General features: G+C 36.9%; 15 protein-coding genes. 5 read left to right on the top strand and 10 right to left on the bottom strand.

Going from position 1 to position 17,360, the window contains the following annotated elements; genetic code table 11:
- Nucleotides 1-122: 122 nt before the first annotated feature.
- The 4 genes from guaA to ACN5J7_RS07765 all read left to right on the top strand — a co-directional run bounded on the left by guaA (nucleotide 123) and on the right by ACN5J7_RS07765 (nucleotide 4,902).
- On the top strand, nucleotides 123-1,658 hold the full coding sequence (gene guaA / locus ACN5J7_RS07780; RefSeq protein WP_418603459.1) for a glutamine-hydrolyzing GMP synthase: 1,536 nt from the start codon (nucleotides 123-125) through the stop codon (nucleotides 1,656-1,658).
- Nucleotides 1,659-2,070: 412 nt separating this feature from the next.
- Nucleotides 2,071-3,996, top strand: coding sequence for a LysM peptidoglycan-binding domain-containing protein (locus ACN5J7_RS07775; RefSeq protein WP_418603458.1), 1,926 nt, complete (start codon nucleotides 2,071-2,073; stop codon nucleotides 3,994-3,996).
- 134 nt (nucleotides 3,997-4,130) lie between these two features.
- Complete coding sequence (locus ACN5J7_RS07770; protein WP_311939946.1) at nucleotides 4,131-4,667, top strand: DUF922 domain-containing protein; 537 nt, start codon at nucleotides 4,131-4,133, stop codon at nucleotides 4,665-4,667.
- Between the two features lie 7 nt (nucleotides 4,668-4,674).
- A complete protein-coding gene (locus ACN5J7_RS07765; RefSeq protein WP_311939948.1) occupies nucleotides 4,675-4,902 on the top strand; it encodes a DUF3820 family protein in 228 nt (75 codons plus the stop codon).
- A gap of 5 nt (nucleotides 4,903-4,907) precedes the next feature.
- On the opposite strand, the gene ACN5J7_RS07760 is transcribed toward ACN5J7_RS07765, so the two are convergent.
- The 6 genes from ACN5J7_RS07760 to ACN5J7_RS07735 form a co-directional block, all read right to left on the bottom strand.
- Complete coding sequence (locus ACN5J7_RS07760; protein ID WP_311939950.1) at nucleotides 4,908-5,567, bottom strand: alpha/beta hydrolase; 660 nt, start codon at nucleotides 5,565-5,567, stop codon at nucleotides 4,908-4,910.
- A complete protein-coding gene (locus ACN5J7_RS07755; protein ID WP_311939952.1) occupies nucleotides 5,568-5,900 on the bottom strand; it encodes a hypothetical protein in 333 nt (110 codons plus the stop codon).
- A 2-nt stretch (nucleotides 5,901-5,902) separates the two neighbouring features.
- Nucleotides 5,903-7,159 carry a dihydroorotase gene (locus ACN5J7_RS07750; protein ID WP_418603457.1) on the bottom strand — a complete coding sequence of 419 codons (1,257 nt, stop codon included), beginning with the start codon at nucleotides 7,157-7,159 and terminating at the stop codon, nucleotides 5,903-5,905.
- Complete coding sequence (locus ACN5J7_RS07745; RefSeq protein WP_311939957.1) at nucleotides 7,156-9,081, bottom strand: BatA domain-containing protein; 1,926 nt, start codon at nucleotides 9,079-9,081, stop codon at nucleotides 7,156-7,158. Before ACN5J7_RS07745 ends, ACN5J7_RS07750 begins: the two co-directional genes overlap by 4 nt.
- A 69-nt stretch (nucleotides 9,082-9,150) precedes the next feature.
- Nucleotides 9,151-9,762: a 3-keto-disaccharide hydrolase gene (locus tag ACN5J7_RS07740; protein ID WP_418603456.1), complete on the bottom strand. Its 612-nt coding sequence runs from the start codon at nucleotides 9,760-9,762 to the stop codon at nucleotides 9,151-9,153.
- Nucleotides 9,763-9,799: 37 nt separating this feature from the next.
- Nucleotides 9,800-10,807 carry a glycosyltransferase family 2 protein gene (locus ACN5J7_RS07735; RefSeq protein ID WP_311939960.1) on the bottom strand — a complete coding sequence of 336 codons (1,008 nt, stop codon included), beginning with the start codon at nucleotides 10,805-10,807 and terminating at the stop codon, nucleotides 9,800-9,802.
- 106 nt (nucleotides 10,808-10,913) lie between these two features.
- On the opposite strand from ACN5J7_RS07735, the gene ACN5J7_RS07730 reads away from it, so the two are divergent.
- A complete protein-coding gene (locus ACN5J7_RS07730) occupies nucleotides 10,914-12,806 on the top strand; it encodes a peptidase M61 (RefSeq protein WP_418603455.1) in 1,893 nt (630 codons plus the stop codon).
- Nucleotides 12,807-12,914: 108 nt separating this feature from the next.
- Here ACN5J7_RS07730 and ychF read toward each other — a convergent pair whose 3' ends face one another.
- The 4 genes from ychF to ACN5J7_RS07710 form a co-directional block, all read right to left on the bottom strand.
- Entirely contained in the window at nucleotides 12,915-14,009 is a 1,095-nt protein-coding gene (ychF, locus tag ACN5J7_RS07725) for a redox-regulated ATPase YchF (protein ID WP_418603454.1), read from the bottom strand.
- 189 nt (nucleotides 14,010-14,198) lie between these two features.
- Nucleotides 14,199-15,632, bottom strand: a complete 1,434-nt coding sequence (locus tag ACN5J7_RS07720) for a pyridoxal phosphate-dependent decarboxylase family protein (RefSeq protein ID WP_418603453.1) — start codon at nucleotides 15,630-15,632, stop codon at nucleotides 14,199-14,201.
- A gap of 13 nt (nucleotides 15,633-15,645) precedes the next feature.
- Nucleotides 15,646-16,269 carry a Type 1 glutamine amidotransferase-like domain-containing protein gene (locus ACN5J7_RS07715; RefSeq protein ID WP_418603452.1) on the bottom strand — a complete coding sequence of 208 codons (624 nt, stop codon included), beginning with the start codon at nucleotides 16,267-16,269 and terminating at the stop codon, nucleotides 15,646-15,648.
- A gap of 15 nt (nucleotides 16,270-16,284) precedes the next feature.
- Nucleotides 16,285-17,292 carry a T9SS type A sorting domain-containing protein gene (locus tag ACN5J7_RS07710; protein ID WP_418603451.1) on the bottom strand — a complete coding sequence of 336 codons (1,008 nt, stop codon included), beginning with the start codon at nucleotides 17,290-17,292 and terminating at the stop codon, nucleotides 16,285-16,287.
- Nucleotides 17,293-17,360: the final 68 nt, after the last annotated feature.

Genomic DNA, 17,360 nt, shown 5'->3' with positions numbered 1-17,360 from the left:
GTTCTGCCTTGGTTGTGTATTTGGAAGAGCTTAGAGTTATTCACATGTTAATGTTTTAAAAAATTATGTAAAAAAGTAGCGTGCCCAATTCGCTATTATAAAATCAATTATTACTTTTGCGCATGCAACACGATAAGGTATTAATTTTAGATTTCGGATCGCAATACACACAGCTTATTGCGCGTAGAGTTAGAGAGCTTAACATCTATTCCGAAATACATCCATTTAACAAAATTCCAACAAACATTGACGATTACAAAGCCGTAATTCTTTCTGGTAGCCCATTTTCGGTACGGGGCGAATCTGCTTTACATCCAGATTTATCTGAGATACGAGCAAAAAAACCACTTCTCGCCGTGTGTTATGGCGCGCAATATTTGGCCCATTTTTCGGGAGGTGAAGTGGCACCATCAAACACTAGGGAATACGGGCGTGCAAACTTGTCGTTCATTAAAAACGATGAGCCTTTCTTTAAACATATAAACGAAGGCAGTCAAGTTTGGATGAGCCATAGCGATACCATTAAACAATTACCTACAAAAGCTGTTTTATTGGCCAGCACAAACGATGTTGAAAATGCCGCTTATAAAATTGAAGGCGAACAAACTTATGCCATTCAGTTTCATCCGGAAGTATATCACACAACCGATGGCAAACAACTTTTGGAAAACTTTTTAGTGGGTATTGCGGGACTTAATCAAGATTGGACACCCGATTCCTTTGTTGAAGAAACCGTTGAGGCGATTCGAGAAAAAGTAGGAAACGGCAAGGTGGTTTTAGGGCTTTCGGGTGGCGTAGATTCTACCGTGGCGGCAGTGTTGTTAAACAAAGCCATTGGAGAAAACCTGTATTGCATTTTTGTAAATAACGGTTTGCTCAGAAAGAACGAGTTCGAAAACGTATTAAACCAATACAAAGGCATGGGCCTTAACGTTAAAGGTGTTGATGCCTCTAAGCGATTTCTTGAGGCTTTAAAAGGCATTGAAGACCCAGAGCTGAAACGCAAAGCCATTGGGAATTCGTTTATCGAGGTTTTTGATGACGAAGCCAACAAATTGGAAGACGTAAAATGGTTGGCACAAGGCACGATTTATCCTGATGTTATCGAGAGTGTATCGGCTACTGGCGGCCCATCGGCAACCATAAAATCGCATCACAACGTTGGTGGATTGCCGGATTTTATGAAGCTTAAAATCGTGGAACCGCTTCGCGCTATTTTTAAAGATGAGGTAAGACGCGTTGGTGCGACTTTGGGTATCGATCCGGAATTGTTAGGGCGTCACCCATTTCCGGGACCCGGTTTGGGCATTCGTATTTTGGGCGATATTACGGCTGAAAAAGTACGTATGCTTCAAGAGGTTGATGCTATTTTTATTAATGGTTTGAAAGCTTGGGGACTTTACGATAAGGTTTGGCAAGCCGGCGCGATGTTATTGCCCGTTAACAGTGTTGGCGTTATGGGCGATGAGCGTACCTACGAAAAATGTGTGGCGCTTAGAGCCGTAGAAAGTACCGATGGCATGACGGCCGATTGGGTAAACTTGCCATACGAATTTCTTCAAAAAACATCCAACGATATAATAAATAAAGTAAAAGGCGTTAATAGAGTAGTGTACGACATTAGCAGTAAACCACCGGCAACCATTGAGTGGGAGTGATTAGGTTTTGAGGCTAGAAGCTTGAAGCTAGAAGTTGGAAGACATAAAAGTAAATAAGTTGAATTTATATTGAGCATTTAATTTTAACTACCAAATCAGTGCCCCTCCTTGGAGGGGTTAGGGGTGGGTTTTTAGAGCAAGAGTTTCGCGTTAGGGATTGAACGGCATGTTTGAGCTCGCCGACGAAGGAGGAAGCGAGTAGTGAAAGCCCGACCACTTGCCCTGAGCGCAGCCGAAGGGTTATGGTAACGCCCAAATAAAAAATTTGAACGCTTTAAAAATGTAGTTTTGGCACACTATGTGCTCTTGTTAAACGAAAAGGAAGCCTGTGGCATCTATTAGGCAAAATAGCAACGTATATACATAGATTGCCCGCGTTTTATTATATTTATATCGATTAGACATTAACAGCATGAATAGATTTTTATTAGTATTTATTTTGGTTTTGGCATTTGGTTTTACTTCGGTAAATGCCCAAAACTTTAGCACCCACCAAGTTAAAAAAGGCGAAACCATTGAAGAGGTCGCCAAACGATATTTTGTAACGCCATCGGATATTTATGAGTTAAATCCGGATGCCAAAAAGGAATTGAAGCCCAATACGATTTTAATCATTCCGTTGTCCAAAGCCCAAAAGCCCAAAATGGTTACGGTTAAGGAGTTGCAAGGTTTTGAAAAGCATAAAACCCGAAGAAAGGAGACTTTGTACAGTTTGGCCAAAAAGTATAATGTTACTGAAGACGATATAAAGAAATACAATAAATTTTTATATGCCGATCCGCTTAGGAAAGGGGATAAGCTGCAAATTCCGATTTTTAAAATTACCGAGGAAATTGAAGCAGAACCTACAAAAACTTACATAGTACAGCCTAAAGAAGGAAAATGGCGCATTGCCTATAAATTTGGGATTTCGGTTAAGGAACTGGAAGAGCTCAACCCGGAAATGGACGAGGTCTTAAAAGATGGCCAAGAAATTATTGTACCAAATATTGAGGATGGCGAAGAACGGGAAGTTGACGATAAATACAGCTATTACAAAGTATTGCCAAAAGAAGGCTTTTATCGATTAAAGCTTAAATTAGGTTTGGAAAAAGAAGCGTTGGAAGCTTTAAACCCCGGTTTAGCAGAAAGCGGTTTAAAAGTGGGCATGATTTTAAAAATACCGTTTAACGATGCGCTTTCCATTGAATTATCAAACAGCATTAATTTAACAGACAGTATTAGGGATTTTAACACAAAACATATTGCGGTGATGCTGCCTTTTAGATTAAATAGAGTTGATTTTCAATCCAAGGAAGATACTAAAAACAGCATTGTTAAAGACCGATATTTAGACACGTCGCTCGATTTTTACTCGGGTGTTTTAATGGCCATTGACTCGTTAAAAACCTTGGGCATTTCGCTAAAAGTAGATGTGTACGATACTAAAAATGAAATAGGCGAAGTTTCAAAAATAATCAATGAAAACGATTTTGAAACGGTGGATGCCGTAATTGGGCCATTAACGTCGAATACGTTTGATAAAGCGGCATTAGAACTAAGGCGTTATAACGTGCCCGTAGTTTCGCCTATTGGACTGAATTTAAAACTATACGACAATGTGTTTCAATCAAGGCCACCAAACGACAAACTAAAAAGCACTTTGGTAAACTACGTTAAAACAGATACTTTACCGAGCAACATTATTGTTATTTCAGACTCTAAACACACGCAAATCTCAAATGATTTAAAACGCGATTTTAATCACGCCAAACAAATACATTCAAGAAAAAACAAAAAGAGCGGCGATGATGATTTTTTTGTTACCAAAGAAGATATTGAAGAAGCGTTGAAACCCGGTAAAAATTTGGTGTTTTTAGAAACTAAAAACGAAGGTTTTGTGTCTAACGTTACCAGTATTTTAGCTTCATTAATTAAAGCAGAAGACTTAATCACAAAAACAGAAGCGGTTGAAATTGTATTGGCGACTACCAATATGAATGCGGCTTTTACGGCCGATGGTGTATCTAACGAACATCTGTCTAAATTGCAATTTCTTTATGCGGCTACCTCTAAATCGTATAACGAATCTGATAATAATGCTTTTGTAAAACGCTATAAAAATCTTTACAATACCACACCAAATAGTGCAGCGGTTAAAGGCTTCGATTTAACGATGGATGTTGTGCTGCGCATTGTGAGTTCGGAAGACTTATACATGTCGGTTAACAATGCGCCACTAACGGAATATGTAGAAAACAAGTTTGCTTACAAAAAGAAACTTTTTGGTGGTTATTATAACGACACGGTTTACCTGGTTAATTACCAAGATTTAACCGTTGTTGAGGTTAAACAATAAGCTTTAAAGCAAAACGTTTTAAATACGTTAATACGAAGTAGTCGCGATGTTTATCGGGATGACTGGCTCTCTGTAAGAAAACAAACAGAACGCGTATTGGCAAAGTTTAAACGGTTGTTTTTTATCTAATTTTTGTGGCAAAAGTATTCCTTATTTTATGTGTCTTTTTATGTGTTCAGGATGAGCCAACGCTATCTTGGAACGAATCTTACAAACTATCGTGGGCAGATTTTAAAGGAGCGCCAAACCCTAAGGTGAGTGCTGTGGCCATAACTGCTTCGGGAATTTCGTTTGGGTTTTCGGTGCGAGAAACGGATGGTGAAGTTGTTGGTTTTTCAGCCGAAGTGTTTAGTCATTTTTATCCAGAACAATCGTGGTACAAATCCAACCTTGCCGATAATCATGTATTAGGGCATGAGCAATTGCATTTTGATATTACCGAGCTGCACGTTCGTAAATTTAGGCAACGCATCAGTCTGCTTAAAGTATCAAATCATATTAAAAATGAATTGCGCCAACATAATAAAACCATTAATAATGAATTGGCCGCAATGCAGGATAAATACGATGCCGAAACGAATTATTCCAGGGATAGTGAAAATCAAGCTAAATGGAAGAGCTATATTGCAGACGAACTTAATAAGCTTTCAAAATATAAATCGGTAGAGTAGTAGCGGCATGAATCCAGATAAAGATTTCCTTATAAAATTAGCGCATACTAAAATGCCTTTTGGCAAGTATAAAGACCGCTATTTAATTGATTTGCCCGAATATTATGTGGTTTGGTACAACAATAAAGGCTTCCCGAAGGGGAAATTGGGCGATATGCTTAAACAGGTTTACGAGCTTAAATTAAACGGGCTGGAAGATTTAATACGGAATATAAAGCGGCAGTATCCTAAGTAATTTTTTTAATCTATTCTTTTACTCAACCAATCTTTAAACTCAAAAAAATTCTGTGGCGCAACGCCGTGCCCGACAGGAAATTCAGAATACACATTCTTAATATTCAACACATTTAAAAACGGGGCTGTTTGTCGCGCCCAATCTACTGGAATCACTTGGTCCACGCTTCCGTGGGAACAGTAAAAATCCAGATTGGAATAATCTTTTTGCTTTATGTCTTCAGGTAAAATATCATGGTTAATATAACCGCTTAGTGCCACAACATTCTTTATTTTTTCGGGGTAAGTTAGCGCTACGGCATAACTTAAAATAGAACCTTGGCTAAAGCCTAAAAGCGATACATTGTTTTTGTTTACAGGATAATTATTTACAGCTTCATCAATAAAATTAGCAATTAATTCGAGGGATTCCCTGGCCTGTTCGTTGTCGTTCCATTTGCCTTTATCGGCATCAAAATTAATGGCATACCACGCATTGCCATAAGGCTGTAATGGGTACGGTGCTTTTACTGAGATGATAAAAAGCTCTTCTGGCAGTTCGTTGGCGAATGAGAATAAATCGTTTTCATCGCTACCATAGCCATGCAACATAATTAATAATGGTGCGTGTTCTGTTAGAGTAGATTCCCGAATGATATGCTGTAGTGAAAGAGATGTATTTGACATTTATTGACCTAAATTTGAAAATATTTTTTGATAAAAAGCACCAACCAACGGTATTTCTTGAGATTTTCCGCTAATCGCACCTATAAAAGCATAGATAAATAATACGCTAAAAAAAATCCAAAACCCTAATGTGGCAAACCAGCTATTTACGGCACTTACCACCCAAGCTAGTATAAAATAAGTGAGCCATAAACCTAATGCTTGTCTGACATGAAAATTAGTGAACACATTTTTTTTATCATTATTCATAAAATAGGCAATAATAGTTCCTATAATAGTAATGTAACTTACAATTGCCAAGGTTTTGCCTTCTTCAATATCTTGCTGTGTCATGATTACGGGTTTATAGAAATTTTATTATTCGAAATAATGCCATAAACTTTTCCTTTTAAAGGTTCATTTTCAAAAATGGCATTTTTAGACTTCGAAATGATATCCTTTTTAGTAAATGTATATTTATGTGCAGGATTAAAAAGCGTAATATTAGCCGTATTGCCAACATTTATAGGGGTTTGCTCCAATCCAAATCGCGATTTTCCTTTAGTTAAAATATCAATTGTTTTTTTAGTTGTAAAGATATTTTGTAGCGCACCAAAAGCCGATTCGAGTCCGATAGTGCCATAATCGGCATAATCAAATTCTATCTTTTTTTGTTCAATATCAATAGGGTTGTGGTCGCTGGTTACCATATCAATCGTGCCATCTTTAAGACCTTCAATTAGTGCCTCAATATCTTCTTGGGTGCGCAATGGTGGCGATACTTTAAAATGGGTGTTGAAATCATTTAAAATGGCATCGGTAAAATATAAATTATGTATGGCGACACTGCAACTTACATCCAGTTTTTTCTGTTTTGCAGCTCTAATCAAATCCACCGATTTTGCTGTAGAAATGGTCGGTATATGTAATTTTCCGCCGGTGTATTCCAATAAAAATAAATCGCGTACTATTTGCAATTCTTCTGCTAAAGCCGGATTTCCTTTTAAACCTAAAGTGGTGCTGGTAATGTTTTCGTTCATAACACCATGCCCGGAAATTTTATTTTCCTGCGGAAAGGAGCAGACCAAACCATCAAAATTACTGGCATATTGCAAGGCGATTTTCATTAGATTCGGATTGGAAATGGACTTTTTATAATCGTAAAAAGCTACCGAACCTGCCGTTTTCATATCAAACAATTCCGCTAAATCTTCCCCTTTGCTATTTACCGTTAACGCGCCAACGGGCAATAAGGTTACGGCGTTGTTGGCCGATTTTGAGTTTACAAAGGTAACATCCGAATTTGTATCGATTACAGGATTGGTATTAGCATGCATCGCTACCGCCGTAAAACCGGATGCCGCAGCGGTTTTTAGTCCGTTTAAAATGGTTTCGCGTTCCTCAAAACCTGGTTCGCCAAAACATACGCCGCTATCAAACCAACCTTGTGAGATGTGCAGATTGTCAAGTTCAATTTCGGCGTAATTATTGGGGTTTTTAAGCGATTTTCCAATTTTTGAAATCACACCTTTTTCAATTAATATATCTTGAGTGGAATTGTGAAACTCACTTTTAGAATCAATAATTGTGGCAGACTTTATAAGTATGTTCATTTAAAATATTTTAAGATGAGCATTTCAACAAGCAATAATAGTAGTGCAAAAATAACAAACCATTTCCACAGCGCATTAATTTTTGAGTCACTTTTTATGGTATCGAAAATTTCAGTAATGGAATGGCTTACGGTGGCATCTTTTACATTCGAAAGATTGCTGTAAATTAAATCGCTCTCATTTCTGTTGTAATTATAGCTCACCTTTGCAATGGTTTCAGCTTTGTTTTTTATGGCGTATGTACTGGCAACCGTTGGATTATCGGATGTATTAATCACCACTTTGTTGTTGAAGGATTGCTGTTTTGGTATCAAATTGATATCATTATTTACCAGTGCTAAAATATCGTCTTGCTGCAATTGCGTATCCACATCAAACCGGTTTTCTTCGCCTATGGTGTAATATAATTGCGGGATTTTAAAGCTGAATTTTGCGATATTATAAAGCGTGGGAACAATTAAAGGTGAACTCTTGAAATTTGAATTATCGTTATTTAAAGCCGAAGTAAATATAAACGCATTCTGGTTTTGGTATAAAAAAGCCTTGTTATCCTCAAAACTCAAAACTTTTGAAGCACCATTTGAAACCACATTGTAAAAGCTATTTACTTTGGGGTATTGAAAGTTACGCACCTGTTTTTCAAACACACCATTGCTGTATAAAGGATGCGAATAGTTTATGGTGGTCATGCGTTTTTCATTGGCATTTAAATCGCTAAACGAGGTTGCGTAGTTTAAAAGCAGTGCGTTGTAAGCTGATTTTGTAATGTCTTTTGAAGGTATAACAACCAGCGAGCCACCTTGATTTGTAAAGGCTTTTATGGCCGAAACTAAGGCATTCGGAATGGTTTTCAATTCATTTAAAACAATGAGATGCTGATTATCAAAAAGATTATAATTTAATTGATTGGTTGAAGTTGATGTATAATTGAATTCAGTTGAATTGTAAATACGTTTTAAAAACGAATCGTCACTTTCATTTATTGATAAAACATTAATTTTTGAAGCGGTATTTATATTGAAAAACAAGCTGTTGTCGAATTGTAAATGGGCATCGTTAATGGTGAGCTTTCCATCTATAACTTCATTTATGGGAAGCGAAAAAGTAGTGCTGGCTTTATCATTGATTTCCACCGAGGTTTTAGCAATTAAGTTCTCGTTGTTAAATAACGAAATGGGTACGTTTTCTGTGCCGTTCCCAGTTTGTTTTAATTGTACGGTAAGCTCAATATGTGTTGGAGAGGTTCCGGAAACATAGGCGCTATCAACCGAAATATTACGCGCATTTACTGGCTGTAGTTTAACAAAATGCAAATTGGTTAACGAGTCTTTTTTAACGGTTATTTCGCTGTTGTCTTCTTGGAAATCCGATATTAAAACGATGTTTTTAACAGCATTCGATGTTGCGTTGAAAAGCGTCTGGCTTTTTAATAATGCCGCTGTAGTTGTTAAATTGTTCGCTGTATAATCCAGTTGTAACAAATCATTTTTTATAGCCTTTATTGTCGTATTTTTATAAACCGTGTTGTTTGTAAATAATGCTATATTTTCGTTTTCGGGCACATTATTTATAAGGTCGTGTACGGCACGTTTTAAAAGCTCGCCGTTATTGCCTTTGGCTTGCATGCTAAACGAATTATCTAAATAAATAACCGTTTCTTTTTTGGTATTTAAGGCGTCGATTTTTGAAGTAAACGGTTGCGCAAATGCCAATACAATAGCCGCTAACAATAACAATCTGGTACACAGAATCAGCCATTTTTTTATTTGCGAACTCTTACGTGTTTTCAGTGTGGCCTCTTTTAAAAAAGCCACATTGGTGAACGCTGTTTTTTTAAATTTCCGGAGTTGAAATAAATGAACAATAATAGGTATTAGCAGTAAAAATAAGGCGTAAAGAAGTTCGGGGTGTTTAAACTGCATTCCTTTTTAGATTTGTCAAACCATAATTTTTTAATAAAAGTAAAACACAACGGTATAAGGTTTTAAGCTTTAAAGTTCTTTCAGATTTAATTTTCTCCATTTAATTAAAATACCGCCACCACTATGTATTTGCAAGGCAATGCTACCACTGCCAGCACCAATTTTCTCATCGTCAATGGTAACCATTTGCACGCCGTTTAACCACGAGGTTATTTTACCGTCAATAGCTCTTATTTTTAGTTTATTCCATTTTCCCGATTTTAAAACCGCTTCTTTTTCAGGAGCAGGTTTAATAAGCCAACCACGACCGTAAGATTCATAAATGCCACCAGTGTGTAAATTTGGTGGAGCAACTTCAACTTGCCAACCGCTAACTTTTGTGCCTTCAATAGTAGAGCGAATAAAAACACCGCTATTGCCATTATCGGTTTCCTGTTTAAATTCTAAGGTGAGCTCGAAATTTTTATAATGTTTGTCGGTTGCTAAATAACCATATTCCTTATCCGGACCACTTTCAGAGATTAAAAATCCATCTTCTACATACCATTTTTCGGTGCCGTAAATGGTCCAACCGCTCAAATCTTTTCCGTTAAAAAGAGAGACTTTTTTTTGGGCTGTTACGAATTGATTGGAAAAAAATAAAGTAAAAAGTAATACTACTGCTATTGATTTTAGATTCATAATAATGATTTTTTAAGTGAGTGAATATAAGCATTTGTTAGCAAAAGAAGAAGTAATCTTTTTTATTAACCATGTGTATTGATTTTAAATAAGTGTTTATTTCTTTTTGAGCGGATTTGTTGGCTACCGTAATGATGCTTTGTGGGTTTTCGATACCTTCCAAATACCGAAAAGGATGTAATGTTTCGCCATAAATATCACGACCGATTTTTTTGGGGTTGTCGCAAATCCACTCAAAAGGAACCTTCTTCTTTATCAGCTTTTTTGCAATCGTTTTACCCTTGTTTCCCGCACCCCAAACCACCAGTGTTTTATTGGGATTGTAATCCAACTCTAAAAAATAATGGAGCTTTAAATCGATAAAATGATTTTCGGCATAATGCACATGCGTTCGTGATGTTCGCGACCTGTAATCGCGCCAATTGTGTATTACTTCATCACATGGGATGCATTTATAGTTGTGCTTGTAGAATCTGAAAGCCAAATCGTAATCCTCAGGATAGCTATTCGGGTTAAAGGCATCGCAAGCCATTAAATCGCTTCGGTAAACCATCCAACAAGGCGAGGGAATAACGCATTCTTTGTAAATTTCAGAATAATTTTCACCGCTTTTGGTCAAGTTGTTCAACCAGATTTCATAACTTTTATAACCGTCTTTTATGCCGTCTTCAGAAAAATAATTCACCAATCCTATGGCAACATGCTGTTTGCCATACGTTAAAAGCTTGTTTGCCAATACCTCTAGTTTGTTGGGCTGCATCACATCGTCGCTATCCATTCTGGTAATCAATTCGCCTTTACTGTTGCCAAATGCCAGTTTTAAGGCATCAATAATACCGTCGCCGGAATTTTTTAAAAGTTTAATCCTGCTATCTTTATCGGCATAAGCTTTAACGATGTTAGGGCTCGAATCCGTAGAAGCGTCATCAACAATCAATAATTCCCAATTTGTGTAGGTTTGATTTACTATAGAATTTAAACAAGCTTCTATATAGGCTTCGGTATTTTTAAAAGGCGTCAATATACTTATTAAGGGCTTTTCCATATTGCGAAAATAACGATAATTCGGCTTATTTTTAACAGAACCTTAAGAACAGTCATCGTAACATAGTAGTATTTTCGGCGTCTATAAGTAACCTATAATTACAGACATGAAAACGAGAACTTTAATCGCATTATTTGCAGGGATTTTACTTGCCAGTTGTAGCACCACCAAAACCACAGCTAACGATTTAGCCATTAATTTACCTATTGAAACGGCCATACATTTAGACAAAGTTGTAGACGATAAAGCGCCGGTTACCATTAACCCAGGGCGTTTTACGGTTGAAACGGTTACATACCGAATGCCCAAAGTGGTTCAAGGCACGTACGCTGTTAGCAATTTTGGAAGTTACATTGACGATTTTAAAGCTTTTGATTACCAAGGAAATGAAATGCCCGTAACCAAAGCGGATACCAATTCTTGGACGATTGCAAACGCAACACAGCTTGATAAAATCACCTATTGGGTTAACGATACTTTTGATATTGAAACCGAAGGAGGCATTGGAAAAGAAGTGCCGTTTTCGCCAGCAGGAACCAATATTGAGCCCGAAAATTATGTGTTGAATTTACACGGGTTTATCGGGTATTTTGATGTTTTAAAGAACAACCAATACAAACTGGATGTGACGGCTTCAAGCGATTTTGTTCGTACTTCGGCATTGCAAAAAATGGGTTCTCAATTAAGTGAAGACGGTAAAAACAAAACAAGCAGCTATTTTGCACCACGATATTTTGACATTACCGATAACCCCATGATGTACGGCAATTTGGATGTTGAGGAATTTATGGTGGGCGATATTAAAATTGTTTTGAGTGTGTATTCGCCAAATAAAGTGCATTCGGCCAAATCGTTAAAAGAAACGATTTATAACATGATGAAAGCACAAATAGCTTTTTTGGGCGATATAGATACCACACCTCGTTACGACATTTACTTGTATTTATCTGATGGCGAAGAAACCTCGCCAAAAGGTTTTGGGGCTTTAGAGCATCATACGTCTACCGTGGCTGTTATGCCTGAAGCTATGCCAAAAGAAGCCCTTGAAGAAGGCATGATTGATTTGGTATCGCACGAGTTTTTTCATATTGTAACGCCGTTGAGCGTGCATTCTGAAGATGTGCATTATTTTGATTATAACAATCCAACATTTTCAAAACATTTATGGATGTACGAAGGGGTTACCGAATATTTCGCATCGCTGTTTCAAGTGAGTGAAGGTTTGGTTGATGAAGCTGCTTTTTACAATAAACTAATGGATAAAATTCAAGCAGCTTCTCAAATGGACGACGCTATGAGTTTTACCATTATGAGCGAAAATGTTTTAAAAGCACCGTACAAAGATCAGTATTTAAACGTGTATCATAAAGGGGCTTTAATAGGTATGTGCATCGATATTTTAATGCGCGAAGAAAGCCAGGGCAACAGAGGTATTCTATCCTTAATGAAAGAATTATCAAATAAATACGGGAAAAACAAACCGTTTGAAGATGATAAATTGATAGATGAAATTGTAGCGATGACCTATCCGTCGTTACGCGAGTTTTTCGACGACCATGTTATTGGCGATTTACCAATAAACTATACGACATTTTTCGATAAAGTAGGATTGGAAATCGGCGAAGGCAAAGTGGAAACCAATTACATATTAATGAATGGCGCGCCAATTGTTAGTGGCGACGGTCAAACAGGTACTATCTTTTTTACGGATATGGTTTTAGAAAATAGTTTTTGGGCGGAACATGGCGCAAAACCAAACGACGTTATAAAATCGATTAACGGAACATCGGTTAGCTTGCAAAATGCGAATAACGTTTTAGAAGGTGTGTTTTCTTGGAAACCGGGGAAAGAGATTGAAGTGGTACTTAATAGGGCAGGAGAAGATATTGTTATTAAAACAAAAACGACAAAAACCTTTACCATAGGCCAAGGCATTATGCACAAAGAAGATGCTACCGATGCACAAAAAGCATTGCGTGAAGCGTGGTTAAAGGGCTAGTTCTATTAAAAAAAAACAATAAAAAAAGATTGATAAATTATAGGTTTATCAATCTTTTTTTATTTATGAAAGCTTTTAAATTTATGAATTCAAAAACCGGAAATTGAATTAAACATTAAATAAGAAGTGCATTACATCACCATCCTTAACGATATAATTTTTGCCTTCAACACGCATTTTACCAGCTTCTTTAACTTTGGCTTCACTTCCAAAAGCCACATAGTCATCAAAAGCAATAACCTCGGCTCTAATAAATCCTTTTTCAAAATCGGTATGGATAACGCCTGCTGCCTGTGGTGCCGTAGCTCCAATATCCACAGTCCATGCGCGCACTTCTTTTACACCAGCGGTAAAATAGGTTTGTTGGTTTAATAGTTTGTATGCAGAACGGATTAATTTAGCTGAACCCGCTTCATCAAGCCCAATGTCCTGTAAAAACATTTGGCGCTCTTCGTAATCGTCCAATTCGTTAATATCGGCTTCCGTTCCCACAGCAAGTACTAAAACCTCCGCGCTTTCGTCTTTAACGGCATCTTTTACTTGCTCAACATAAGCGTTTCCGGTAACGGCAGAACCTTCATCTACATTACAAACATACATAACCGGCTTATCGGTAATAAGTTGTGAAGGCTTTACAAAATCGTTGTAATCATCTTCAGAAAACGTTAATGCTCGTACCGAAACCCCAGCTTCTAAGCCAGCTTTTAATTTTAATAAAACAGCTTCTTCCTTTTGGGCTTCTTTATTCCCGGTTTTTGCAGCACGTTTTACTTTATCCAGTTTTTTATCGACGGTTTCCAAATCTTTCAACTGCAGTTCCATATCGATGGTTTCTTTGTCCCGAATGGGGTTTACGTTGCCATCAACATGCACGATATTATCGTTATCAAAACAGCGCAATACATGAAGGATAGCATCGGTCTCACGAATATTAGCCAAAAACTGATTGCCTAATCCTTCGCCTTTACTGGCTCCTTTTACCAAGCCCGCAATATCTACAATCTCTACGGTTGCAGGTTGTACGCGTTCTGGATTTACCAATTCTTCCAGTTTTTCCAACCTCGGATCTGGTACATTTACCACCCCAATGTTAGGCTCGATAGTACAAAACGGAAAGTTTGCACTTTGCGCTTTGGCATTTGATAAACAATTGAATAAGGTCGATTTCCCTACGTTTGGCAATCCTACAATTCCTGCTTTCATTGAATAAGTTTTTATTCATTCCCTTGAAGAAGGGAATCTATATTTATTTGCGAGTGCAAATGTAGTTATTTTTGCCGTTTAAAAGCATAAAAAAATCGAGATGAAAACTGTGGGTTTGTTAACGTGAAATCATTTGATCTTTAATACACTTATTGGGAAAGGCCCAGCCTTGATAAACTCCAGTCGGTTTCAGTCAATTGAAGATGGACTATCATTTTTTAGAAGCGTCAATACGGTTTCCATTTCCTTTAAAGCCATTTGCACGTCTTTTAAAGTTGTTCTCCAGTTCACAAATGCGGCCCTAAACCCATTTCTACCGTTAAATACTGTTGGTGTTATAAATACGTTTCCTCGATTGCTCAAAGTTGATAAGAATTTATCTATGGATGCCTTATCTGTCGCTTTTAAAGTAAAAGCTACAATGTTGAATTTAACAGGTGTAAGCAATTTAAAAGATTTACTTTCTGAAATTAGGGTCCCGAAAACACCGGCTAAACGAATATTGTTTTCTACAATATCCATATAGCCTTTTTTACCATAAGCATTGAGGGTAAACCATACGGGCAGTGCTTTTAAGCGTCTTGAATTTTCTGGCAGGAGGTTTAAATAATTAAAGTTTTTAAAAATATCGCCTAAATATGGTGCGTTAGAATTTTGAAAAGTATTTACATGTAATTCCTTGTGTTTTTCCTTTATAAAAAAAGTGGCATTTTCGTAAGGAACATTTAACCATTTATGATTGTCGGTAGTGATGCTGTCTGCTTGTTCCCATTCTTTTAAAAGATGGATATACTTTGGCGAACAACTGGCAAAAGCTCCAAAAGCAGCATCTATATGCCACCAGAAATCATATTTTGTTTTTAATTCGGCAATTTTTGAAAAATCATCGAAATCTCCAGAGTTCACGGTTCCGGCACTTGAAATTAAAATGAAGGGAGTTTGTTTGTGCGCTTTAATCTTTAATTCTAAATCATCAACATCCAAGGCTTCTCTACTTGTGTCGATAGTTTTTATCGGAATAATATTTTTACTTCCAAAACCTAACATTGCCAAACTTTTTAAAGCTGAAGCATGTGGAGTAGCACTATATATTTTAATTGGTTTAGCCTTTGAAAACCCTTCTTTAGCTATATCTGTCCCTAACTTTTTGCCCAGCCATTGCCTTGCAACTGCCAGACATGTAAAATTAGACATGGTTGCACCGGTAACAAAACCGCCAATAAAAGTTTTCGGAAGCTGGAAAAGCTCCAGTAATAAATTAATCGTGTTGATTTCAATTTGAGCAGAATTATCTCCATGTCCAGATATTGCTTGCGTATTTTGGTCATACACGCTTGCTAGCCAATCACCAACAATGGATGCCGGTGTTGACCCACCAGTAACAAAACCCCAATACCTCGGGCCAGATGAGGCTACGATGATAGGTTTATAGTTTTCAATAAACTTTTGTAAGGTTTTTTGTGCGCCTAGCCCTTCATTTGTAAGTGGTTCGCTTTTAATGGTTTTATTGGATTTTGAAGTCGCTGTCGTTTCTATATTTTTTAAATAGTCGAGGCTTTCCTTAATCGCATCATCAAAAATTAAATTAATTTGCTCTTTATCTTTCTTTAATATCGCGTTCATATACTTTCAGATTTTATTCTATTGTTAACACCTCGGCGTCTTTTAATGTTATAAAAGGCCATTTGTTATCTATGCATCGCTTAACTGCCCTTTCAATTTTTGTAGATTCTGGGTGATTAGAACGGTAATGTGGTAAAATTCCATAGTTGAATAGGTTTAAACCTTCCCAAATGGTTTCTTTAATTTCTGTGTAAGGAAAATCATTTGGGTTATCAACAAATTGTATGTATTTTAAGGAATCTGAAAGGATACAGACACCTGCACTATACCCGCCATAAAAATAATCATTATTTAAAAGTAATTCTTGAAACACATTGTCAAATCCGCTTAATTTCATAGCTTGTCTTAAAATAAAAGCGTTCCCGCCACAGACCCAAACGCCGTCGAGGGAAACCATTTTATGTCTTAATCTGCTTTCCCGACCAAAATAGTCCCTCAAGTTTAAGTGCTCGCTAACAAACCCCAAACTGTCCAAAAATTCCATTTCTTCTTTTAACTGACTATTTCTATTTTCTGTACTTACGGTTTTAGAATCTCTTGCATTGTTTATATGGGCAATTCTGGCACCTTGAGGCAGCATTTGCTTTAGTGAATCTACACTATTTCCAAATTTATAAGAAGATAAATAATATTTCATTTTAGTTCATCTATTCTAATGGTTAACTATGAATTTATAGGTGCCAAAACTTAGCCCGTTGCTTTTTAGCTTAACAAAATAAATACCCGAAACCATATTTAAAGTTGATACATCTATTTTTGTTTTGGTTGTTGAATCATTTAAACGATTTAAAGGTCTCTCGAAGATTTTTTCGCCCAAAACATTATAAAACTCAACAGTAATCGTGTTATTTGTTTTCGCTTTCAATTCAATATTCAGTTCATCTTTAACCGGATTGGGATACATGTTTAAATGATGATTAGAATCCACAACTTCATCATTACTTAATGGGTCATCAACCTCACTAAACCGGATATAATCAAATTGCGCAAGCAGATTTCCCGGATAAGCTTCAAAAACATAAGCTATAAGTCCCACTTGTAATGTAGCTGGTAAATCTGGGCGATTAAATGCGTCTCTAAATATCCAAGTGGAGCTTCCAATTTGTCGTGAATAAAGACTGAAAAATGTTCCTTCCCGCACCATTCTGAGCTCTGCGGCGGTACCGGACATATTATCTGTAAAGGCGCGTATTGAACTTAAATTGTTGGTGGTAGATTTAAGCTCAATCGATGGATTATCAAAACGCATTCCGGCAACATTAAAAACATAGTTTTCGTTTCCGGATGTTGTAGATGCAGGGTCTCTGGCCATTAATCCAGCCAATTGCGTCCATCCATCAATATCTTGTGCGGGATTGTTTTTTTGTTTGGTGTAAACGGCTGTAACCACATTAAAATCTCCCGTGATTTCTTTGTAGATAAGTCCCGCATTCATATCTACCCACCAAACACAGGTTCGGTTGCATTCCACGTCATCAAGGTTCATTTCCATAAATCCGTTATTCATGGGAACTGGTGTTTGGTAATATTGGGTTTGGAATAAATTCCATGATTCATCCAGGGTTGAATCGTTAAACTCATCGCTTAAAGCACTTATTTGACTGAACACTGTTGTTGTAAAGCAGATGTAAAGGAGACCTATTAAGTAGTTGTTTTTCATTTTTAGTTGGTTTTTAATTTATGATAGATTTACTGACTCCTGTTTAACTTGCTCTAACAAATTTTAAA

It is taken from the genome of Hwangdonia sp. (assembly GCF_048381975.1).
GTDB classification, from domain to species: Bacteria; Bacteroidota; Bacteroidia; order Flavobacteriales; family Flavobacteriaceae; genus Hwangdonia; species Hwangdonia seohaensis.
The sequence above is the reverse complement of the archived record's forward strand: the minus strand, read 5'-3'. Positions and strand labels throughout refer to the sequence as shown.